This window comes from Gluconobacter aidae (genome assembly GCF_009547075.1).
In the GTDB taxonomy this organism is placed as follows: domain Bacteria; phylum Pseudomonadota; class Alphaproteobacteria; order Acetobacterales; family Acetobacteraceae; genus Gluconobacter; species Gluconobacter aidae.
In genome coordinates, this window is record NZ_WIPH01000005.1 from 87,614 (window position 1) to 110,057 (window position 22,444).

17 protein-coding genes are annotated in these 22,444 nt (G+C 62.2%); 6 read left to right on the plus strand and 11 right to left on the minus strand.

Annotated elements, in window-relative coordinates:
- Window positions 1–21: 21 nt before the first annotated feature.
- A complete protein-coding gene (locus tag GFJ39_RS04060; protein ID WP_153430042.1) occupies window positions 22–1,101 on the minus strand; it encodes a glycosyltransferase family 4 protein in 1,080 nt (359 codons plus the stop codon).
- A gap of 41 nt (window positions 1,102–1,142) precedes the next feature.
- Here GFJ39_RS04060 and GFJ39_RS04065 point away from each other — a divergent pair, with 41 nt between their 5' ends.
- Complete coding sequence (locus GFJ39_RS04065; protein ID WP_062508074.1) at window positions 1,143–2,165, plus strand: NAD(P)/FAD-dependent oxidoreductase; 1,023 nt, start codon at window positions 1,143–1,145, stop codon at window positions 2,163–2,165.
- Between the two features lie 90 nt (window positions 2,166–2,255).
- Window positions 2,256–3,506, plus strand: a complete 1,251-nt coding sequence (locus GFJ39_RS04070) for a D-amino acid dehydrogenase (RefSeq protein ID WP_153430044.1) — start codon at window positions 2,256–2,258, stop codon at window positions 3,504–3,506.
- A gap of 121 nt (window positions 3,507–3,627) precedes the next feature.
- On the opposite strand, the gene GFJ39_RS04075 is transcribed toward GFJ39_RS04070, so the two are convergent.
- Entirely contained in the window at window positions 3,628–3,927 is a 300-nt protein-coding gene (locus GFJ39_RS04075) for a hypothetical protein (protein WP_228391787.1), read from the minus strand.
- Between the two features lie 250 nt (window positions 3,928–4,177).
- Window positions 4,178–5,998 carry a translational GTPase TypA gene (gene typA / locus GFJ39_RS04080; protein WP_153430048.1) on the minus strand — a complete coding sequence of 607 codons (1,821 nt, stop codon included), beginning with the start codon at window positions 5,996–5,998 and terminating at the stop codon, window positions 4,178–4,180.
- Between the two features lie 169 nt (window positions 5,999–6,167).
- Here typA and queF point away from each other — a divergent pair, with 169 nt between their 5' ends.
- On the plus strand, window positions 6,168–6,656 hold the full coding sequence (gene queF, locus GFJ39_RS04085) for a preQ(1) synthase (protein WP_153430050.1): 489 nt from the start codon (window positions 6,168–6,170) through the stop codon (window positions 6,654–6,656).
- An 8-nt stretch (window positions 6,657–6,664) separates the two neighbouring features.
- Window positions 6,665–7,504, plus strand: a complete 840-nt coding sequence (locus GFJ39_RS04090; RefSeq protein WP_153430119.1) for an aminoglycoside N(3)-acetyltransferase — start codon at window positions 6,665–6,667, stop codon at window positions 7,502–7,504.
- Here the strand turns inward: GFJ39_RS04090 and GFJ39_RS04095 are convergent.
- From GFJ39_RS04095 to GFJ39_RS04115, 5 genes are all read right to left on the minus strand, one after another.
- On the minus strand, window positions 7,498–9,852 hold the full coding sequence (locus GFJ39_RS04095) for a TonB-dependent receptor (RefSeq protein ID WP_228391788.1): 2,355 nt from the start codon (window positions 9,850–9,852) through the stop codon (window positions 7,498–7,500). The two genes, GFJ39_RS04090 and GFJ39_RS04095, sit on opposite strands and share 7 nt — an antisense overlap.
- Window positions 9,853–10,064: 212 nt before the next feature.
- Window positions 10,065–10,541 (minus strand): flavin reductase family protein, encoded by a 477-nt coding sequence (locus GFJ39_RS04100; RefSeq protein ID WP_041112625.1) that lies wholly within the window; start codon window positions 10,539–10,541, stop codon window positions 10,065–10,067.
- Between the two features lie 43 nt (window positions 10,542–10,584).
- Window positions 10,585–11,850 (minus strand): outer membrane beta-barrel protein, encoded by a 1,266-nt coding sequence (locus GFJ39_RS04105; protein ID WP_153430052.1) that lies wholly within the window; start codon window positions 11,848–11,850, stop codon window positions 10,585–10,587.
- A gap of 81 nt (window positions 11,851–11,931) precedes the next feature.
- Window positions 11,932–12,771 carry an aldo/keto reductase gene (locus tag GFJ39_RS04110; protein WP_153430054.1) on the minus strand — a complete coding sequence of 280 codons (840 nt, stop codon included), beginning with the start codon at window positions 12,769–12,771 and terminating at the stop codon, window positions 11,932–11,934.
- 76 nt (window positions 12,772–12,847) lie between these two features.
- Window positions 12,848–16,492: a PAS domain-containing protein gene (locus GFJ39_RS04115; protein ID WP_153430056.1), complete on the minus strand. Its 3,645-nt coding sequence runs from the start codon at window positions 16,490–16,492 to the stop codon at window positions 12,848–12,850.
- A gap of 172 nt (window positions 16,493–16,664) precedes the next feature.
- On the opposite strand from GFJ39_RS04115, the gene GFJ39_RS04120 reads away from it, so the two are divergent.
- Together GFJ39_RS04120 and GFJ39_RS04125 are read left to right on the plus strand one after the other, a co-directional pair.
- Window positions 16,665–17,459, plus strand: coding sequence for an SDR family NAD(P)-dependent oxidoreductase (locus GFJ39_RS04120; protein WP_153430058.1), 795 nt, complete (start codon window positions 16,665–16,667; stop codon window positions 17,457–17,459).
- A gap of 628 nt (window positions 17,460–18,087) precedes the next feature.
- Window positions 18,088–19,524 carry a sugar porter family MFS transporter gene (locus GFJ39_RS04125; protein WP_153430060.1) on the plus strand — a complete coding sequence of 479 codons (1,437 nt, stop codon included), beginning with the start codon at window positions 18,088–18,090 and terminating at the stop codon, window positions 19,522–19,524.
- A gap of 68 nt (window positions 19,525–19,592) precedes the next feature.
- On the opposite strand, the gene GFJ39_RS04130 is transcribed toward GFJ39_RS04125, so the two are convergent.
- The 3 genes from GFJ39_RS04130 to xdhC all read right to left on the minus strand — a co-directional run bounded on the left by GFJ39_RS04130 (window position 19,593) and on the right by xdhC (window position 22,442).
- Window positions 19,593–19,778 (minus strand): YqaE/Pmp3 family membrane protein, encoded by a 186-nt coding sequence (locus GFJ39_RS04130; protein WP_153430062.1) that lies wholly within the window; start codon window positions 19,776–19,778, stop codon window positions 19,593–19,595.
- A gap of 97 nt (window positions 19,779–19,875) precedes the next feature.
- A complete protein-coding gene (locus GFJ39_RS04135; RefSeq protein WP_407645859.1) occupies window positions 19,876–21,339 on the minus strand; it encodes a glucoamylase family protein in 1,464 nt (487 codons plus the stop codon).
- A 287-nt stretch (window positions 21,340–21,626) separates the two neighbouring features.
- The gene (gene xdhC / locus GFJ39_RS04140) at window positions 21,627–22,442 is read right to left on the minus strand and encodes a xanthine dehydrogenase accessory protein XdhC (protein ID WP_153430066.1); all 816 of its coding nucleotides are present in this window, start codon (window positions 22,440–22,442) and stop codon (window positions 21,627–21,629) included.
- Window positions 22,443–22,444: the final 2 nt, after the last annotated feature.

A 22,444-nucleotide genomic window follows, 5' to 3' on the forward strand; every position in this document is an offset into this window, starting at 1 on the left:
TTAGGGAACATCTGAGCCCGTTCAGCCGGATATGTGCTGAAGAAGCGTCTTCCACCGCGCCATGACAGGGCTTTCCTGAAACTCCGCCGCCCGCTGACGGGCTTTGGCGGACATGCGCTGACGCTGTTCAGGGGCACCCATCAGTTCCAGCAGGGCAACAGCCAACGCCTCGGGCTCTTCGGGCGGTACCAGAAAACCGGTCTCACAATCGCGCACGATTTCAGCCGGCCCGGTCTCACAATCGAACGCCACGACCGGCACGCCCGCCGCCATGGCTTCGAGCAGCACCATTGGCAGGCCCTCATATCGCGAAGACGCCACGAAAAGCGCGGCCCGGGCATAATCGGCATCAATGCCCCCGGTTGCGGGCGCGATCGTCACATGATGCAGACCCTGCGCCTGCTGAAGCAGGGCATCGTAGTCGGGCCCGTCACCGCGAATCAGAAGCTCCCAGCCCACGCTCCGCGGGTCCTGCTCGACGATCCGCCAGGCCCGGAGCAGCAGGTCGTAGCCCTTCTGCTCGGTCAGGCGTCCCGCCGCCAGAACCAGACGGGACGCTCCGGGATAGGGCCTGTCCGTCACGCGCGGCGCCATGTTCGGAATGGCGGTCAGACGCGCCCGCACCGTCGTCCCCTCACGCCACAGAGCCGTATCCCGCTGCGTCAGGACGACCACATCATCGGCCCAGCGCGCGGCGATCTGCCGGCCCCAGACGCGCTTGCGACGGTTCAGCGTCACGTTGAAGTTGAAATGCTCCCACACTACGCAGCGCACACCCGCAAGCCGTGCCGCTGCCACGCCATAAAGTGCATGGGTGGACTCCACGACCACCAACGTGTCGATCTTCTCCCGTTTCAGCAGACGCGACAGCCGCCAGACAATGCGGAACCAGGAATTGAAAATCTTCACCGGCCGGTCGAACAGGCACGAGACGGCGATTTCGGGCGACAGCGGAAAGGCCGGAGCCCCCGCCCCGACGAGTTCCACCAGACGCACCTCACAGCCCTGCCGGACCAGCCCGTTCATGACGGCACAGGTCGAGCGTTCAGTGCCGCCGAGGCCTCTGAGGTCCTGAATTACAAACGCATATCGTGCCTTCAATGCCCTACCCCAACCTCTTCAAACCGATTATGAAACAGATCATGACGACTGCACCTCAGACCCTGACCACCGATGTCGCGATTGTCGGCGCCGGTCCGACCGCCCTCTTCGCCGCATTCGAATGTGGCATGCTCAAGCTGTCCTGCGTCCTGATCGACGCGCTCGACAGCGTAGGCGGACAATGTGCGGCGCTCTATCCGGAAAAACCGATCTACGATATCCCGGCTCATCCCGCCATCGAAGGCGGCGCACTGATCGAGGCGCTCGAACAGCAGATTGCACCGTTCGACGTACCCCGCCTGCTGGGCTCGCGGGTTGAGACGCTGGAAGGTCAGCGCGGGGCGTTCACGCTGAAGACCGCACGCGGCGACGTCATCACCGCGAAGGCCGTCATCATCGCCGCCGGTGCTGGTGCATTCGGGCCGAATCGTCCGCCGCTCGACGGGCTTGAAGCCTATGAGCGCACGGGGGCCGTGCAGTATTACGTCAAAAAACGCGCCGACTTCGCAGACAAGCGCGTCGTGGTTGCAGGCGGTGGCGATTCCGCGCTGGACTGGGCTCTGTCCCTCTCCGAAGTGGCCGCGCAGGTCTATCTTCTGCATCGCCGGGACCGCTTCCGCGGCGCGCCCGAGACGCTTTCGCGCATCGAACAGCAGATTGCGGCTGGCAAGATCGAGAAGGTCGTGCCCTATCAGCTCCATGCCCTGCATGGCACGGACGGTGTGCTCTCGACCGTAGAAGTCACCACGCTTGAAGGCACATCCCGCCATATCGAAGCCGATGCGCTTCTGCCGTTCTATGGTCTGTCCACCGATCTGGGGCCAATCGCGCTCTGGGGACTGGACACACATCGCAACACCGTCCCCGTCACCCCGGCTACGCTGGAGAGCAGCACGCCGGGCATTTTCGCGATCGGAGACGTGGCGACCTATCCGGGCAAGCTGAAGCTGATCCTCCAGGGCTTCTCCGAAGGCGCCATGGCGGCCCATGCCATCCATGCGATCGTCCATCCCGACACGGCCCTGCATTTCGAATATTCGACCAGCAAGGGTGTGCCGGGCTGACAAAGCAGGACGGAACAGTTTTTTCGCAGCGCTGAGCTGACTTTCATGGCTTCAGGGCGGTTTCACGAACGACAACACAGCAGGACAGATATGAAAGTCATCGTTATGGGCGCCGGCGTCATCGGCGTGACAACGGCCTGGTATCTCGCTCAGGAAGGCCACGAAGTCGAAGTCATCGACCGCCAGCCGGGTGTGGGCCTGGAAACGTCCTTTGCCAATGCGGGTCAGGTCTCTCCGGGCTATTCCACCCCCTGGGCCATGCCGGGTCTGCCGCTCAAGGCCGCGAAGTGGATGTTCGAGAAGCACAGCCCACTCGTGATCCGGCCGCGCTTCGATACGGCCATGTTCCGCTTCATGGGCGAACTGCTCATGAACTGTACGGAAAAGGCCTATGACATCAACAAGGGCCGGATGCTGCGGATTGCGGAATACGCCCGCGACCGTCTGGACGCTCTGCGCGCCGAGACCGGCATCACCTATGACGGCGCCCAGAAGGGCCTGATCCAGCTTTTCCGCACGGACAGCCAGGTCGAATACGCCGCCGAAGACATGCGTCTGCTGGCCGAAAGCGGCGTCGAGCACAAGCTGCTGACCGTGGACGAAATCCTCGCCCGCGAGCCCGGACTCGCCCATGCGCGACACCTGCTCAAGGCTGGTCTGCTGCTGCCGGGCGACCAGACCGGCGATGCGCATCTCTTCACCCGTCGTCTGGCCAGGATGGCTGAAGACAAGGGCGTGAAGTTCCATCTCGGCGTCACGATCGAGGCTCTGGAAGCCGCCAGCGATGCCATCGTGAGCATCCGCACCAGCGCCGGCCGCATGACCGCCGACCGCTATGTCCTCGCGCTCGGCAGCTACTCCCCCCGCTTCCTCAAGCCGCTGGAACTGCGTCTGCCGATCTATCCGGTCAAGGGCTACTCCCTGACCATGCCGATCACGGATGAAAGCCGCGCCCCCGTCTCGACCGTCAATGACGAGACATACAAGGTCGCCATCACGCGCCTGGGCGACCGCATCCGCATCGGCGGCACGGCGGAGCTGAATGGCTTCAACCTGCGTCTCAGCCCGGACCGTCGCGAGACGCTGGAACTGTCCTTCAGCGAAATGTATGGCGGCGGCGATCTTTCGTCCGCGAAATACTGGACGGGCCTGCGTCCCTGCACGCCGGACGGCACGCCGATCGTCGGCCCCTCCCCGCGCTATGGCAATCTGTGGCTCAACACCGGCCACGGCACGCTGGGCTGGACGATGGCGGCAGGCTCCGGCCAGATCGTCGCGGACCAGATCTCCAGCCGCCAGACAGCCATTCCGTCCCTCGACCTGTCGCTCGACCGCTACTGATGCGGTCCTTCCGTAAGCCCTTGTGGCTTGCGGGAGAAGACCAGAGCACAAAAAAGGGGGCTGCCATGAGCAGACCCCTTTTTAAGTTCCGTGGCCCGTCAGAAGAGCCGGCGGAGATCCCTCAGTTTGAGGGCGCGGCGTCAGACGTCGTGGCATCCGTGGGAGCGGACGTCTTCTTGTGGTGCCGGTGCTTGTGGTGATGCTTCTTGCCGTGGTGCTTCTTCGTGGACGTCTCGGTTGCAGCAGCCGGAGCGGCTTCCGCAGGAGTGGCCGGAGCCGCTTCCGTGGTGGCCGGGGCAGCAGGAGCTTCAGCGGCAGGGGCGGCAGGGGCTGCCGTCGTGGCCGGATCGGCGAATGCCGGCGCGGCCGTCAGAGCCAGAGCAGAAACGGCGGCGATCAGAGACAGATTAAAAAAGCGCATCTGGAAACGAAGCTCCATAACAGAATAAAGACCGACCACATTCAGACGGTCTGAAGTGGTCTTGCGCCTAACATTATCATTCCCACTTCATACGGTCGCGCATTAACTTTATGAAATTTCAGTCTCTCGAGTGTGCAGCGTGCGAATACGCCTCAATTCAGACAAAGTCCCTCTTCGTCCATAGAAAAAAGGCGTGTCCCGAACGAACGGGACACGCCTTTTTCTTGAACCTGTCTCTTAAAAGGACGGATCAGCCTTCGCGGGACTTGGAAGCGCGCTTGCGCTCATGCGGATCAAGGTAACGCTTGCGGATCCGGATGGCGGACGGCGTGACTTCGACCAGCTCATCGTCTTCGATATAGGCGATGGCCTGCTCGAGGCTCATGCGACGCGGCGGCGTCAGAAGCAGGGCTTCATCCTTGCCGGAAGCACGCATGTTGGTCAGCTTCTTTTCGCGGACCGCGTTGACGTCCAGATCGTTCTCGCGCGAATGCTCGCCGAGGATCATGCCCGTGTAGATCTTCTCACCGGCATCAACGAACATCGTGCCGCGATCCTGCAGGGAGAACAGCGCATACTGCGTCGTCGTTCCGTCTTCAGCGGAGATCAGCGAGCCGTTGCGACGGCCTTCGATCGATCCGACATACGGCAGATAGCCGTGGAACAGACGATTCATGAGACCCGTGCCGCGCGTATCGGTCAGGAACTCGCCGTGATAGCCGATCAGGCCGCGCGACGGGATCAGGAACGTCAGACGGACCTTTCCACCACCGGACGGACGCATGTCCTGCATGACGCCCTTACGGAGCGACATCTTCTCGACGACAACGCCAGAATAAGGCTCGTCCACGTCGACCAGAACTTCTTCGAACGGCTCTTCGCGCTCGCCGGTCTCTTCGTTTTCACGGAAAAGAACGCGCGGACGGCCGATCGTCAGCTCGAAGCCTTCACGACGCATCGTCTCGATCAGAACGCCGAGCTGAAGTTCGCCACGACCGGCGACTTCGAACGCTTCGCTTTCCGGGCTTTCCGTCACCTTGATGGCCACGTTGCCTTCAGTTTCCTTGAAGAGACGGTCACGGATCTGGCGCGATGTCACCTTCTTGCCTTCACGACCGCCCAGCGGGCCGTCGTTGATGCGGAAGGTCATGGACAGGGTCGGCGGATCGACCGGGCGGGACGGCAGCGGCTCGTCGATGGACGGATCGGCGATCGTGTCGGGAATCGTCGCTTCGGACAGACCGGCCACGGCCACGATGTCACCGGCTTCGGCTTCTTCCACAGGCACGCGATCAAGGCCACGGAAGGACAGCAGCTTCGTCAGACGACCGGTTTCAACAATCGTGCCATCCGGACGCAGCACGCGCACCGGCATGTTCACCTTCGCACGGCCCTGATCGATACGACCCGTCAGGATGCGGCCCAGGAAGTTGTCGCTCTCGAGAATGGTGGAGACCATTCCGAACGGTGCGTCCTTGTCCACGTTCGGCTGCGGCACATGGCGCAGCACCAGGTCGAACAGCGGGGCGAGGTCCTTCTTCGGTCCGTCCAGCTCCAGATCGGCCCAACCCTGACGGCCCGAAGCGTAGAGCATCGGGAAGTCAAGCTGGTGCTCATCGGCGCCGAGGGACGCGAACAGGTCGAAGATCTCTTCGTGCACTTCGTCCGGACGGGCGTCGGAACGGTCGATCTTGTTGACGACGACGATCGGACGGATGCCACGGGCCAGCGCCTTGCCAAGCACGAACTTGGTCTGCGGCAGCGCGCCTTCAGCGGCATCGACGAGGATGATCGCGCCATCCACCATGCTCAGGATACGCTCGACCTCACCACCGAAATCGGCGTGGCCCGGGGTATCGATGATGTTGATGCGGGTTTCTTTCCACACAACGGACGTGCACTTGGCGAGAATGGTGATGCCACGCTCGCGTTCGAGGTCGTTGCTGTCCATCGCACGATCAGCAACATGCTGATTGTCGCGGAAAGAGCCGGACTGTTTAAGAAGCGCGTCAACCAGCGTGGTCTTGCCATGATCGACGTGCGCGATGATGGCGATATTACGGAGTTCCATGTGGTCTTCCAGACGGGAGGCATCGAAGAGAGGATTTGCGCCGTCTTCTGCACCGAATCCCGCCAATATGCAAACTCTGTCACCGTCTTTTCGTCCCGAAGACGCCTTGAGCCTGCGGGAAAGCTGGGCCACATCACATAAAACACTGCCCTTTTGAGGAGTTCCGATCATGTCCGACCGTCCCCCCGCCGGTCCCTCCGCCCCCGGCACCGACGCCCTCAGCCAGCTTGGCCGCGCCACCACGACGCCACAGTGTCCCGAGGAAGCCGTCCTTGAACGCGTCCCCTCCCCGCATCAGGGGCGGCAGTATGTCGTGCGTTTCACGGCGCCAGAGTTCACCTCGCTCTGCCCCGTCACCGGACAGCCGGATTTCGCGCATATCGTCATCGACTACATCCCCGGCAAATGGATCGTGGAGAGCAAGTCCCTCAAGCTCTTCCTGAGCAGCTTCCGCAATCACGGAGCCTTCCATGAGGACTGCTCCATCGCGATTGCCGAACGTCTGGTGGCACTGCTCGACCCGCAATGGCTGCGGATCGGCGCCTACTGGTATCCGCGCGGCGGCATCCCGATCGACGTGTTCTGGCAGACGGGCGAGCCGCCGAAGGGCGTGTGGATTCCCGCACAGGACGTGCCGGGCTATCGCGGTCGCGGCTGAACCCGTCCATGACCGAAGCCGCCGCCATCGCCCGCTCCAGCGGCCCTGTGACGCAGGCGCGACTGGTGGTGGATCTGCAACGCCTCGGCGTCACGCCGGGGATGACGTTGCTCGTCCATACCTCCCTGAGCCGGATCGGCTGGGTCTGCGGCGGCGCGCGGACGGTTATCGAAAGCCTGCTTCAGGCGGTCGGCCCGGACGGTACCATCGTCATGCCCGCGCAATCCTGTGAACTGAGCGACCCGTCAGGCTGGTGCGACCCTCCCGTGCCGGAAAGCTGGTGGGAGACGATCCGCGCCACCATGCCGCCCTACGATCCGCATCTGACGCCGACGCGGGGCATGGGACAGGTCGCCGAAGTTTTCCGGACATGGCCCGGCGTGCAGCGCAGCGCCCATCCGCAGGTTTCATTTACTGCTCTGGGACCGCTGGCCAAGGATATTCTGGTGGATCAGCCGATGGAAGATCCGTTCGGCACCGGCTCCCCGCTTGCGGCCTTGTCGGGCCATAATGCACAGGTTCTGATGATCGGGACCGGCTGGGACACCTGCACGGCGCTCCATCTGGCCGAGCGCCTCGCCGATCCTGATGGGCCGAGATTTCAGGACGGAACCTGCATCACGGCGGACGGGGAGCGCCGCTGGATCAGCATCAGCCTCCCCGAGACGCAGACGGAGCGTTTCGCGTCTTTTGGCGCAAGACTTGATGGAAACGCCCTGCTCCGGCACGGGCATGTGGGCTCGGCGGCCTCACGCCTGTTCCCGCTGGTCCCGGCCATCCGCATGGCCGTGCAGCACTGGACCAGACAGGAACAGCAACCAGACAACGCGCAGCAAAGCGATCAGTAGGCTGCACTGAGTTCGCCGAGGAACATGCGACCCGTCGACGGCGTGGCACGGTTCGAGAACAGGCTCTGGTAATTCAGACGGTTCGCAAGATTGTAGCCGTTCATCGACACCTTCCAGTGCTGGTTGAAACGGTGCGAGATCATGGCGCTGAAATCCAGATTGGCCGGTGCGCGAAGCGTGTTGGCCGCATTCAGCCAGACATGCTCGCACCAGGTCAGGCCACCACCGAACGTCACGTTGTAAGGCTTGCCCGCGAAGGCGTTATAGGCCGACCATAGCGTCGCCTGATTATGCGGCACATACTGCACGTTCTTTCCGCGATTGGCCTTCGTGGCGGAAAAGGTGGTGCTGCTGTCATACAGGGCGTAAGTGGCGGACACGTTCCAGCCCGGCAGAATAATGCCGCCAACGGACAGTTCGAGCCCCTGATTGCGCTGCCGGTCGGACGATCCCGTGATTTCGCCCGTCACCGGATCGGCATTCAGCGCATTGCCCTTGTCCAGCCGGAACAGTGACGCCGTCACACCCAAACGGTCGTGCAGGATGCTGTACTTGGCGCCGAGTTCATAAAGCTGCGCTTTTTCCGGGCTGGCGAACGAGTTGGTGCCGGGACGGATCGGGACGGAACCATTGGTCACATACATGCCCATCGGCGTCGTGGAATTGGCCCATGTGAAATAATAGGTCTGATGCGAATCCGGCGTCAGAACGAGGCTGGCATTCGGGTTGAACACCCCGCTCACATCATGGAAATGCTGGTCCGGGTTTTTCGCAACATCCCCGCCCGTCAGGTTATAGCTCGTCTGCCAGCGGTCCCAGCGGAACCCACCCTTGAGGGACAGCCACTTCGTAAACCAGATCTGGTCGAACAGAAACAGGCCGGTATCAAAGCCGTATCCGCTGCTGTGCGACTTCGCGCCGAGAGACCCCAGTGTGACGAGGCCACTCGGATTCATGTCGCCCGGCACCAGATCCAGATTTCCCACATGAGGGTTCGGATTAACGAGGCTCGCATAGGGCTTGGGCTTGAGATAGGTCGACTGCGAACGGACATCATTGACGCGCTCGACATCGAAACCCGCGACGACCTGATGACGCAGGAACCCCGTGTGGAAATCCGCAACCATGGAGCCGACATTCTGCACGGACCAGCTCGTCTGCTGATACGGCAGCGGGGCCATATACGTCCCGGCCCCCGTCCCCGCGCCTGCGCCCACCGGACCCGAGCGCGCTACGAGGGCCTTTGACGCATCACCACTGAAGTAATTGTTCACGCACGTCGTATCGCAGGTCGCCTTGGATGCCGCGAACGTCCGGTAATATTCCCCGCCCCGCAGATCGTCATGGAACGTGATGTGCCGGTTCAGCCTGAAGCTGAAACGGGCCGTTTCCATATTGGCGTTCGTTGCGTTCTGGTCATTGTCCGTCCCGTACCAGTTGGTGCGGCGGATACCGTATTCCGTGATGGGCTGGCCATATTTTGCTCCCGGTTTCGTGACCACCGGCACGCCGAAATCCGGAATGGAATTTTCCTGCTGGTGCATGTATTGCAGAACCAGCGTCGTCCTTTTGCCGAGACCGAAGGCCAGCGAGGGCGCGATGCCCCAGCGATGGGAAAACAGATAATCCCGCCCGACGACGTTATGCTCGTCGCCCATGCCAGTAATGCGCAAAGCCGTTGAATCGTTGATCCTCTGATTGACGTCCAGCGTCCCGCGATAATAGCTGCCCGATCCGCCGGTAAACTCGGCATTGTAATGATTTTTGAGGCCCGGGGTCTTGGTGACCATATTGATGGCGCCCCCAGTCGTTCCGTTTCCGAACACTTCCGAAGACGGCCCCTTGATGACCGAGACGCTCTCGAAATTGAATGAATCGCGCGAATAGACGCCGAAATCCCGTAAACCATCTTCATAGATGTCATTCTGGGCCTGAAAACCACGGATCAGGAACTGATCGCCGTTCATGCCACCCGCGCCCTCGCCGATGGACGTCGTCACACCCGGAACATTCCGCAACGCCTCGTCGAGGGATTTGACGTTCTGCTGCTGCATCAGGGCCTGCGGCACCACGTTGATGTTCTGCGGCGTGTGCATCACGTCCTGCGGCATCCGCGACAGCCCCATGGAGTCATGCATGGTGTTGAATCCATGCCCCTGCACCGTCAGATATTCCGCATCGGCACCTTCAAGGCTCTGCGTCCTGTTCAGGGACTTTGCCGCAGAAGGCGCTTTGGGGTCCGGTTTTTCATCCTTTTTGACGGGGTCCGCCGCATAGCCATGTGAAGACATCAGCAGCGTTCCCGCAACTGACAGCGAAGTAATGTGCGCACGCAGCGAACCGGTCATCGAGGGCCTCTTGGTTACGAAGATATCTGTTTGTGTTACAGGGGCTAGTATTAGAAATAAGAATCATTCGCAACAACTTTCTGAAGGAATGCCTTCCCTTTCTCCAGAAAAACGCTTTGCCTGACCAGAAACCGCCCTAAAACACATCAGGCTCCCCACCCCGGACACAGAGGGTGGAGAGCCTGTGTGGTCTCTTCAGAATTGTGCAGGCTTCAGAGCGTGATGCCGAGCTGCCCCTGGAAATACAGCAGCGGCGGGCGGTTCTCATCGAGTTCCAGCGCAACGGGACGCGCCATGAACAGGGCATGCGTGCCGCCCTGGAACGTCTCGACCAGTTCGCAGTGCATCTTGACCAGTGAGTCGCGGACGAAGGCCGTGCCATCAGCCGCACGCTCGATCACGTCCGACCCGAACTTGTCGGCCGTGCGGCTGGCGAACAGCATCGCCACGTCCTTGTGGTCGTTGCCCAGAATGCTGAGGCCGAATACCCCGGCTTCCGCAATCGCACGATAGGTCGCGCTGGCACGGTTGAGACAGATCAGCAGCAGAAGCGGATCAAGGGACACGGACGTCAGGGCGCTGATGGTCGCGCCCTGCTCACCTTCGCTGCCTTTCGCCGTTACCACGGCAACACCCGTGGCGAAATGGGACATGGCTTTGCGGAAATCGGTTTCGTTCGGAGTCGTCATGACAATCTCCTTGCCATAATCCGGCGGCAAGCGCACCTCCCCTTCAGAACCCCAGCGCCATGTCCGCCCCGAACAGGATGCGCCCCATGTGGTGCTGGTCATCGAACGGCCGCGTGCTGTTGAGCGAGCGGTCAAAGCGCACTTCCGGCCGGAACTGGAGCAGCTTGACATGATGCCCCACATCCGGCCGCCAGACGGTATTGAGCGTCAGGGCCCCGTAAGTCGTGGCGGGCGCGGATTCCGAGCGCGTCGGATTGCCGAGCATGGCCTGCGCATAGCCTTCATTCTCCGCGAAACTCGCCACAAAACTCCCGGTATTGTCCCGGTACAGCTCGACCCGCGCATTGACGCTCCAATTCGGACGAATGTGCCACCCGCCCCACACGACCGCACTGTATGTATCGGCACGCAGGCCTTCGTCATGAAGCTGGTTCAGCTCCGCCGTGACGCTCCATTTTTTCGAGAACGTCCAGGTCCCGTTCAGGTCGTTCCAGTACCGCATGGCTCCATTCGCCCGCGCCCCAAGAGAGCGCAAGGCATTCTCCGGCCCGACCCGCAGCAGATAGGTGAAGGACAGATGCCCGTCCGCCAGATTGTTGCCCGTCACGCCGATATAGCCGGCGGGACGGCCATTGTTGTCGCCGCGCCCGAAAGACGTCTGGTTGCCGGTATCCGCCCCGAACTGAAGATCGAAATGATCGTCCAGATGGAGCTGGAACATGCCGCCCACATGCTCGAACGGCGTGGAATATTCCGTCGTATAGGCCAGTGTATAGAAAGCGCGGGTCGAGGGATCGAGCGCCTCCACCCCCATGGGGGAAGTCAGGATGCCGATCTGCCCGTCCACCCCTTTGGTCGTGAACCAGGGCATGTGGATCGCGACATTGGCAAAGACCGGCATGGCCTGATAGCGGCCGTTGATCCAGCGGTCTGAAACACCGGCAATCGTGTAGCTGCGGGCGTCGGAGCCATAGAGCATCCGCAGATTCATCCCCAGACCATACCCGCCGCCGATCGGATCGACCGGTTTGGTGAGCGTGAAGGTGAGCTGGTTCAGCGTCGCCTGATCGGCGTAAGGCGAAAGGAGCTGGCCGAAATTGAGATTGCTGGCGGGATGGCTGGAACTCCCCATCACACCACCTTCGATCTGGGCGCCAAAGGAAACGTCGGAAAACCACTGGTCCGTCCAGGCGTTGCCCTGCCCGGTCGCGGTCTGCTCCCCCCCGGTCCGGGCGCCGGCAGCGGAGCCGCCGAGCCCCGCAAGAACCGCCAGTATCGCCCCCAAACCCCGACTGAAACGCTGCCTCATGCCATCCACCTTCCGGTTGCATGAGGCAGCCCATAGCACAGACCTGGTTTTTTACTTAATGTTGCTAAAGGGGAATATTTCTCAGAATTTCGCCGTATTCGGATCAGCACCCATCCGGCCATCCTTACGGTCCATCTGTTCGATGGCCTGCATGTCATCCGCATCCAGCACGAAACCGAACACATCCAGATTTTCAGACAGACGCTTTGGATTGACCGATTTCGGAATGACGATCAGTCCGCTCTGGATATGCCAGCGGATCACAACCTGAGCCGGAGTGCGGCTGTGCTTTTCGGCAATCTTTCCGATCCGCTCATCGCTCAAAACACGCCCCTTGCCCAGAGGACGCCAGGATTCGGTGCGGATATTGTGCTTTTCATGGAACTCACGCAGGGCGCGCTGCTGGAAATCGGGATGCAGTTCGATCTGGTTGACGACCGGCACCTCACCGGTCGCATCCATGATCCGCTTCAGATGTTCCGGCTCGAAATTGGACACGCCGATAGACTTCACACGGCCCGATTTCTTCAGCTCGACCAGCGCCTTCCAGGTCTCGACATACTGGCCCTGCGCCGGCATCGGCCAGTGGATCAGATAGAGGTCCAGCACCGGACGGCGCAGCAGGCGCGCGCTTTCTTCATACGCCCGCAGGGTGCTGTCATAGCCCTGCTCGTCATTCCAGAGCTTGGTCGTCAGGAAGACGTCCGGATGGTCTTCCAGACCTTTGCCGACGCCTTCCTCGTTCTTGTACAGACGCGCCGTATCGACAGACCGGTAACCGAGCTTCACGGCTTCCTTCACGACCTCGGCCGTCTCATCCGGCGGCGTTTCCCACACACCCAGGCCGATCTGGGGCATGATGTGGCCATCGTGAAAGGAAATCACGGTCTGGGCCTCGGCGGATGGAACCTGTGACGACATGTCTGTCTCCCTGCAAAGATGAAAACTACGGGCACAAGGCCTGCTGACTGACCAACGGCCGCGCCGAAGACCGGGTTCAGTCCCCTTTTAGCAGAACGGCCAGTTTGCGGCTGAATGCCGCAACCGTGAACGGCTTGACCAGCAGCGCGCAACCCGGCGCCAGGGCCTGATCGCCCAGAACGCTCTGCTCGGCATAGCCCGTGATGAGCAGTACCTTCAGCCCGGGCCAACGTTTCAGCATCTGCTCGCCCAGCTCCCGGCCATTCATGTCACCCGGCATCCCGATATCACTGACGAGAACCACGGGCGGCGCTCCCTCCGCGACCAGCGCCTCAGCCGATGGCCCATCGGCCGCCGCCAGCACGATCCCGCCCAGATCCGTCACCATGTCCGACACGATCATCCGCACGGCCTCCTCGTCATCCACGACGAGGACACGCTGCCCCTCCAGAAGGCGCAGCCGGGACGCGACGGGCAGGGAAGGCGGCTCGGGGCGGATGGCGTCCTGTCCCTGATAGCGGGGCAGCCAGAGTGACACGATGGTCCCCTCCCCCGGCACGGAATGGATCTCCACCTGTCCGCCCGACTGCTGGGTAAAGCCATAGATCATGCTCAGTCCCAGTCCCGTTCCCTCCCCCAGCGGCTTGGTCGTGAAGAAGGGGTCAAAGGCGCGCTGCACGATCTCGGGAGGCATGCCGCAGCCTTCATCCTGTACCGACAGGACAACATAATCGCCCGCCCGGATGGACATGTCAGTGGCCCCCTCAGCCGTCAGAACCCTGTTGGCACTTTCAAGCCGCAGAATCGTCCCGCAGTCATGCATGGCATCACGGGCATTGATGCACAGGTTCAGGATCGCGTTCTCAAGCTGGTTGGCATCCACGCGCGTCAGCCAGAGATCCGGCTGCAGATCGAAAACAAGCTCCATGCCCGGCCCGACCGTCCCCCGAAGCAGACTTTCAAGCCCACGGACGAGCGCATTCATCTCCGTAGGCGTGGGATCGAGGGTCTGACGCCGCGAGAAGGCCAGAAGACGATGGGTCAGCGACGCAGCCCGGCGGACCGCATCCTGCGAGGCCGCGATGTAACGCTCCAGCCCGTCCGTCCGCCCCTGCTCCAGACGCAGGCCGATCAGTTCCAAGCCGCCCCCGATCCCGGCGAGCAGATTGTTGAAATCATGCGCCAGACCGCCCGTAAGCTGCCCGACAGCCTCCATTTTCTGCGCCTGACGGAGTTGCTCTTCCAGTTCGTTACGCTCGGTCAGGTCACGTCCGACCGCATAGATCGCATCGCCCTCGTCGTTGCAGCTCCAGTTATAAGTCCGCCAGTTGCCATCAGACCGCCGCATCCGGACATCCAGCCCCGCCGTCGGCCAGGGCGTCCCCGTCAGAAGACGCCTGAACGTGTCCAGCACCATACGCCTGTCATCGGGATGGCAGAGCGCATCCAGCCGCAGCCCGGCGAGTTCCTCAGCCCTGTAACCCTGCGTCTCTTCCCAGCTCGGGCTAACCGCAACGTAATAGCCGCGCCGGTCAATGATGATGAACAGATCGCGTGCAATGTTCCACAGCCGGTCGCGCTCGCGGGTCCGTTGCAGGATCCGCTCTTCGAGCATGACGTTGAGATCACGGATCTGCTGCTGCGTGCGGGCCTGACGCATGGACGCATGGGTGCGGTCCGCCACGGCGCGGGTGAAGACGATTTCCTCGTCCGTCCAGGTATGGGGCGCATCGTGGCAGACGAACATCAGCCCCACGAAACGCCCGAACTTGAAGATCGGAACGCAGAGGATCGCCACGATACCCTCGGCGTCATAGCGGGCATCATAACCCGCCGTCAGGGCATCGGTATGGACATCGGCGATGGCCACGGGCTCGCCTCGCGCGAGGATCGGCCTGAACTCGCCGTAATCCGCGAACATCCGTACGCCCACCAGCGGCCGTGTGACCTCCGGCGCGCCGCCAACGGTCATGCCGGTCCAGTCATCATTGACCATCCCGTAACCCGCGCCGCTGGCATCCAGTTCGCGGCAGATGATGCGGGCAGCGACTTCTTCCATCATGCTGGTATCATCCAGCGCACGAAGCTGGTCTCCCAGCTCGACCAGCGCGGCCTGACGCAGGGCCTGCCGCTTGCTCCGGTCGATATCGAAAACGATGCCGGGGAAACGCGCCACACGCCCTTCGTCCCCCAGATCGCAGCGTCCGTTGCCCTCAAACCAGCGTTGTCCCTCCGGCGTGTCCACCCGGAACTCGAACCGGCATTTCCCGCCCCGCCGCGTCGCCGACGTGACGGCCTGCACCACGGCGAACCGGTCCCGCGGGTCCACCGAATCATAAATGACATTCGGCATGACGCCTTCGCGCAGACGGGCCGGGTCCAGCCCCAGCGTCTGCGCCAGCCGGGCATCCCCCGTCATCCGGGACGCACTGTCATCCCACATCCAGGTCCCGGCGATCGCACCTGCATCCAGGGCAAGCTGGAGCCGCTCGGCGGACTGGTTGGCCTCCGTCAGGTCGCGCCCGATCGCCAGCAGACGCCGCACATCGCCGTCCTCGCCAAAAACCGGCGTCACAGCCACGTCCCAGAAGCGGCGCTGCCCCCGCATGGTCATGGCATAACCCTGGAACCGCGCCGTCTCGCCGGCCAGAGCGGTCTGCACCGCCAGAGCGGCCCGGCGGCGCGGCTGCCCCCGCCACAGATCGACCCAGGGCAGACCGTGCATAATGATCGGACTGTCCATTTCCATGGACCTGATGCCGCCTTCATTGACGAAGCGGATGCAGCCTTCGCAGTCGAGAATATGGATGCAGTCCGGCAGACTGGACAGCAGCAGCCGCGTGAATGCCTCGCTGGACCGCAGGGCTTCCGCAGTCATGGAGGCGGAAGATACGTCCATCGCGAGGCCGACGCTGCGGCGGCTGTCAGGCCGGCTTTCATCTTCCCGCCACCCGCGCAACAGAACATGCCGCAGCCGGGAACTGCGGGGAGAGCGTGACTGCGCCTGTCCGGAACCGGAGAGGGACGGGGGTGAGACCAGAATCCGGAACCGCAGTTCGTAGCAGCCCTCGTCCCGCAGTTCGTCCTCAAGACTGCCATCATAGACCAGCCGGTCATCGGGATGCAGGAACATCAGCAGTTCGTCGATCGGCACCCCCACGGCCAGCCGCTCGGGCGGCAAACCCCAGAGACTCGCGAAACGCGCGTCCCCCGTCACCACACGGCTTGCGAAATCGCAGCGGTAGAATGCGACATCCGCCGTGTCCGCCATGCGCTGCATCCGCAGCCGCATGCGCTCCACAAGCGCATGCTCCCCCGATTGCGGGGCCGCGGCACGCTCACGGAGCAGATCGTCCACCTGCAGGGCACACAGGGCCAGGACATGCGCGAGCGCGGGCGCATTGCGCCGCACGCACAGCCAGACCTCGACCGCACCGGAGCGCACCGGCAGGAGCCGCACGGTGCAGGCATCGAGGGACTGACCATCCATGAGGCAGGCCGCGCCTTCCGCGGCGATCGCGCTTCCCTCACCGCCCGGGGCACCACCCAGAACACGCACGCCATCGGCGTCGCGCAGCAGAAGCGCGGCCTCCCCCCCACCTTCAGCAGCGGCCAGGGCCAGAAGATGGACACACAGGATGGATGCACGGCCGCCAGCAGGCGCCGGAGGCAGCATCAGCGCTCCGGAAGCCCCTTCGGTGCCCTCCACAAGATCCATCATTCCTCCCTCTCCGCGCCGGTATCCTGACACATCCTGTTTCGGAAGTATGTCACAGCAGTCGCAGATCCTGTATGTCTCGCATTCTGTCACGAAACCTCTACAAAAGAATGTGCCACTTTCCCTCATCCCTGACGTTCCTGTCGGGACAGGATCACATTTTCAGGAGTCTGCCATGCTGAACCTCGATCTGAGCGGCCGCACCGCCCTTGTCACCGGCTCCACCGGCGGGATCGGTCTGGCCATCGCCCGGAAGCTGGGCGAGGCAGGAGCGACAGTCATCATCAACGGCCGCAAGCAGGAAAGCGTCGACGGCACTCTTGAAAAACTGGCCAAGACCGTCCCGGGCGGCGCATTTCGCAGTGTCGTCGCCGATGTCGGAACGGCCGAGGGCTGCAAGGCGCTCTTCGAGGCCGAAAGCAGCGTGGATGTCCTCATCAACAATGCCGGGATTTTCGCGCCCAACGATTTTTTCCGGACGACGGACGAAAGCTGGGAACACCTGTTCGAGGTCAACCTGTTCTCGGGCGTGCGCCTGTCACGCGCCTATATGCCAGGCATGAAAGAGCGCAACTGGGGCCGCGTACTGTTCATCGCATCGGAATCCGCGCTGAACATCCCGGTCGAAATGGTGGATTACGGCGTCAGCAAGACCGCCATGCTGGGTCTGGCCCGCGGGCTGGCCAAGCTGATGGCGGGCACGAACGTGACGGTCAATTCGATCCTGCCCGGCCCCACCCTGTCCGAAGGTGTCGAGGACATGCTCAAGGCCCAGAACCCCGACAGCACCCGCCCGGTCGCGGAACTGGCGGCGGAGTTCGTGCAGAAGCACCGCCCGAGCAATATCCTGCGCCGCATGGCCACGGTTGATGAAGTGGCCAATCTCGTCGTCTATGCCGCCTCGCCCCTGGCGTCCGCCACGACGGGCGCGGCCCTGCGCGTGGATGGCGGCACCGTCGACACCATCTGATCTGGAAGACTGATCGGGCAGACGGGGTCACGTCCCCCGCCAGCCGCTGGCGGATGGATACGTGCGTGAAGATGACTGGCCCCAGAAAGGCACTGGCCCCATTGAGGAACGACACTTCGTCATAGCACATGAGATTTGATGGCCCGGACGGCCAGGCCGTCACTTCCCATAAAAACCACGCCCCATGATACCGGTCGCAGCGCGCAATCCATTGAGAACCGGGGAAAATGCCGGTACTGGTCGAGAGCGATGAGATAGGTCAACCGACGCAGGAACACGAGGGCTTGTCCATGAACACGGAAAGGGTAGGAAGTGTGTCGGCCTGATCCGTCCGTGGCAATCATCGGTAGCCCTCCGTCAGACCGCCCGAAACAGCACCCCGCCTCTCTGCCCCGCCTCTCTGCTCTGTGGCCTGCGTGCATCAGAACAGAAAATCCAGCCGATTATCACATGTATTTTTGAATATTTTCCCAATTATTCGTTATACTTTAGGGCTCAAGATGGCGAATCATTGTGCCTGCCACAGAAGAGCCCTCATCCCTGATCCCCGACACAGGCTGCCCTGTCCGGTTTTTTCTGCTTTTTCCCCTGACAGGTCTACCCTGCGGGTCGCCGGAGTTTTCCCGTCATGAGCGACACAGTGCTCAACCCCTCTCCCTCTTCTGCTCCGTCCTCCGCCCCTCCCTCTGGAGCCGTTAAAGCGCCCATGGTCAGGCGCATGATGTTCGCCGTGGCTCTGGCTGCGATTGCAGGTCTGATGTTCGGGCTGGATGTGGGGGTCATTTCCGGCGCACTCGGGTTCATCCGCGACGAGTTCCACGCCACCGATTTTGAACAGTCCTGGATCGTGTCGTCCATGATGTTCGGCGCTGCCGTGGGGGCCGTGGGCGCAGGCCGCATGTCCTATGCGTTCGGACGCCGCCGCTCCCTGATCTTCAGCGCATTCCTGTTTGTGGCAGGAGGACTCGTCTGCGCCCTGGCATCCTCTGTGTCCGAACTGATCATCGGACGTGCGATGCTGGGTCTGGCGATCGGTATCGGAAGCTTCGTGGCTCCGCTGTACATTTCCGAAGTCTCGGACATTTCGCGACGCGGCAGTCTGGTGTCGATGTACCAATTGATGATTACGCTGGGCATCCTGCTGGCCTTCGTGTCCAACGCCATCCTGTCCTACAGCGGCTCGTGGCGCTGGATGCTGGGAATCATGGCCATTCCCGGCACGTTTTTCCTGATCGGTTCGTTCTTCCTGCCCGACAGCCCGCGCTGGCTGATGCTGCGCGGCCGTCACGACGAAGCCCTGTCGATCATGAAGGAACTGCGTCACAACCCCGAGCTTGCCCATCAGGAAATCCGCGACATTCAGGGGCAGATCCATGACCGTCAGCGCGGTCTGGCGATGTTCCTTGAAAACCGGAACTTCCGCCGCGCCGTCCTCCTCGGCATCGCGCTCCAGGTCATGCAGCAGCTCACGGGCATCAACGTGGTCATGTACTACGCTCCGCGCATCTTCCAGGAAGTCGGCTTCGGATCGAGCGGCCAGATATGGGGCACGGCAATCGTCGGCGTGGTCAACTGGCTTGCCACGTTCATCGCCATTGCTTTCGCCGACAACTGGGGCCGTCGTCCGATGCTGATCACGGGATTTGCCATCATGTCGGCGGGCCTCGCGGTTCTGGCGACCATCATGTCGGGCGCCGCCGGCAATACGGACCTGTCGCATTACCTCGCGATCTCGGTCCTGCTGTGCTTCATCGCGGGCTTCGCGTTCTCTGCCGGTCCGCTGGTCTGGGTACTGTGCTCGGAAATCATGCCGCTACAAGGACGCGATTTCGGCATCACCTGCTCGACCGTCACAAACTGGGTCACGAACATGGTGGTGGGCGCCACGTTCCTCGGCCTGCTCACGACGCTGGGGGCCTCGCATACCTTCTGGCTCTATGCCGGGCTGAATGCGCTCTTCATTTTCATGGTGCTGTTCTTTGTTCCGGAGACCAAGGGCGTGTCCCTGGAATCCATCGAAACCAAGCTCAATCAGGGCGTCACCCTGCGCAATATCGGCCGCTGATCCCGTTCTTTACGGCACCAAAAAGCCCCCTTTCCCTGCGGAGCGGGGGCTTTTTCACATCCGGAGCATCAGCCGCGACCGGCGGCGATCTTGCGATCGGTGTTATACTGGCTCAGCGCATAAACCGACCAGATGGCCGCCGGGATCCAGCCGATCACCGTGACCTGAAGGAGCAGGCACACCAGACCGGCAAACGGACGGCCGATGGTGAAGAACTGCAGCCAGGGCAGAAGCAGGGCAAGAATGAGACGCATGATGCTCTCCTTTCACAAAAATGCTCTGACATCAGTGATCGGTGAGAAACGCTCGGGATGCAACTCCGGTTCAGAGAGAACAGTTCAGAAAGACTGGTCAGAGAGACTGGCCAACCGGCCTGGATGTCGCCGTCTTGGTCCGCATCCATCCGCCCTCGAAGCCCGCGCGCTCCAGCCCGGCCCGCAGATAGGCGTTCTTCTTCATCGTGTTCCACACGAGGCCGCTGCGCCAGTTTTCCAGCATCAGCAGGATCGGCCCCTGATCGATGCCAAGCTGCTGCCCATCGACCCAGTAGCTTTTCTGGTCCGCAAAGGACGGATTGAAAGCGTCGAGGAACCCATATTTGTTGTAAATCCGGTCCCCGTAACGGGCGCGCATTTCCTTGAGCGCCGGCAGGGCAATTTCCGGCGCAAAGGCGATGGACCCACCCACGGCCGTCGGCGCAATCGTGCCGTCATCCAGAATGTAATCGCGCCCCGCACCGCGCGCGCTGTAGGCCAGGTAATGACGCTTCTTGCCGTCATAGACCTGCTGCGCATCGCCCGGACCATCACAGGCGGTCAGACCCCAGATATTGGGCCCGTAACCCTTCCAGTCGCCCGGATTGGCCTGCGCATAGGCCCGCTGGGCATAGGCGGCTTCACGCCCGTTCTGGAAATAATCGACGTTATGAGCCCGGTCCCACGCATCCTGCACACCCCGGAAATCAATCCAGGATTCACTATACTGATGGCCGAACATCGGCGCGAAATTCAGCAGTTTGTGGCCCTGGAAGTCACCCCACTGGTTTTCATAGGTCGCGGTCCACGCCTTCCAGGTCGTGGCCGGCAGCGGATGTGTCGGCGAACCGAGCGCCTGAAGATAAATGATCAGGCCCTCGTTATAGCCCTTCCAGTCACTCGGCAGGAACGTATGCGGCGGCATCCACCCCATGCTGAGCCACGGGCCATGCGCCTTCATCCAGGTCCAGTCGATCCGGCGATACAGTCTGTCCGCGATATCGCGGATTTCCTTCTCCCGCGGCGTGTCATGATCGAAATAGGACTGTGAGAAGAGCACCCCCCCCATCAGGAGGGCCGTATCGATGCTGGAGAGTTCGGACCAGTCCGCAACACGCAGGCCGGTGTTGGGATCAAGGAAATGATAGAAGAAGCCATGATAACCGGCGGCCCCGGAGACATGGTCGTTCTGCGGCAGGGAGGCCAGAAAGCGAAGCGTGGTCAGCGTCCGGTCAACAGCCTGCTGGCGCGTGATATAATGACGTTCCACACCAATGCCATAAGCCGTCAGCCCGAAACCGACACTTGCGATGCTTGCCGCTCCATTGGGGAGCGGCGCACGGTCCGGCACAAGGCCGTTCTTCGGATTACCCGTTTCCCAGAACCAGTTGAAAGTCCGTTTTTCCAGATCATCCACAAAAGCGGTATCAGCAGCCGGCAGACCTTCAGGCTGAAGGGCTGGCGCGGCACTGGCGCCGTCCATCGATGCCGCGTTCGCAGAGCCGATGTTCAGGGCAAGAAGAGCCGGAGCCAGAAAAACCGGAACCAGAACGCCCAGCATCAGGCCCTTCTCGCGGACACGGGATAGCCGGGGTCTGGGTCTCCGTCGCTTCAACTTCTCATGTGAGGAAGGCGGGACTGCGACAGTCTGCTGAATCCGGTGCTGCATGCTCATGCCCAGAGGATAAGCAGAAGGATGAAGCCGGACGCACCCGCCGTTACATCAACTTTATGTGATATTCGGAAAGCAAGGGAACTCCACCCCTTGTCAGCTTCGCATTCGTGACAGGATTGGGGCGAATGTAACATTGCTGGTATCTGAAACGCCGCGTTCCGGAATCGCGTCTTCTATCGCGTCTCCAGCGCGCTATCTGTTTCGCACAGCATCCGGGCCGCGACTTCAGCCGTCACGAATGTGGCGATCACCTCCGGGCGCTTGTCCCGCACGCCGAAATCCCCGATCGGACAGACCAGACGGTCAATCCGCTCCTGCGGAATGTCGATCTGGCGGAACGCGCTCTCGAACCGTCTGCGCTTGGTCCGCGACCCGATCATGCCGACATAGCTCAGGTCGCCCCGCTCCAGCGCAGCCCCCGTAATGAGCGCATCCAGCGCATGACTCTGCGTCAGCACCAGAACGCCCGATCCGGCAGGAGCCCCCTGCACAAGCGCCTCCCACTGTTCCGTAACCACTGCCTCCACGCCCGGCGGCACGGTCCCGAACTCGTCCTCCCGCGCATCGACCCAGACCAGCCGCAGCGGCAGAAGCGCCAGAGACCGGGCGAGCGCACGGCCCACATGCCCGGCTCCGAACAGCAGCAGTTGCGGCAACTTTTCCCGGTCAGCGCGGAGTTCGGCCTCAAGAGCGGCAGGATCATCCACCCGCTCCATGCGGATCGTGACAGCCCCGCCGCAGCACTGATTGATGGCCGGGCCGAGCGGAATATGGCGCTCGACCGCCTCTCCCCCCGATGCCAGAAGCGCGCGCCCCTCCGCCATGCAGTCCCATTCCAGACGGCCGCCGCCGATCGTGCCGCTCTGTTCGGTGCAGGTGAGGAGCATGAACGCGCCCTCCTCACGGGGGGTCGATCCTTTCGCGCGAATGACGGTCAGACGCACCATCTCCTGCCCTTCCGACCGCCAGCGCAGAACATCGGCCAGCATGG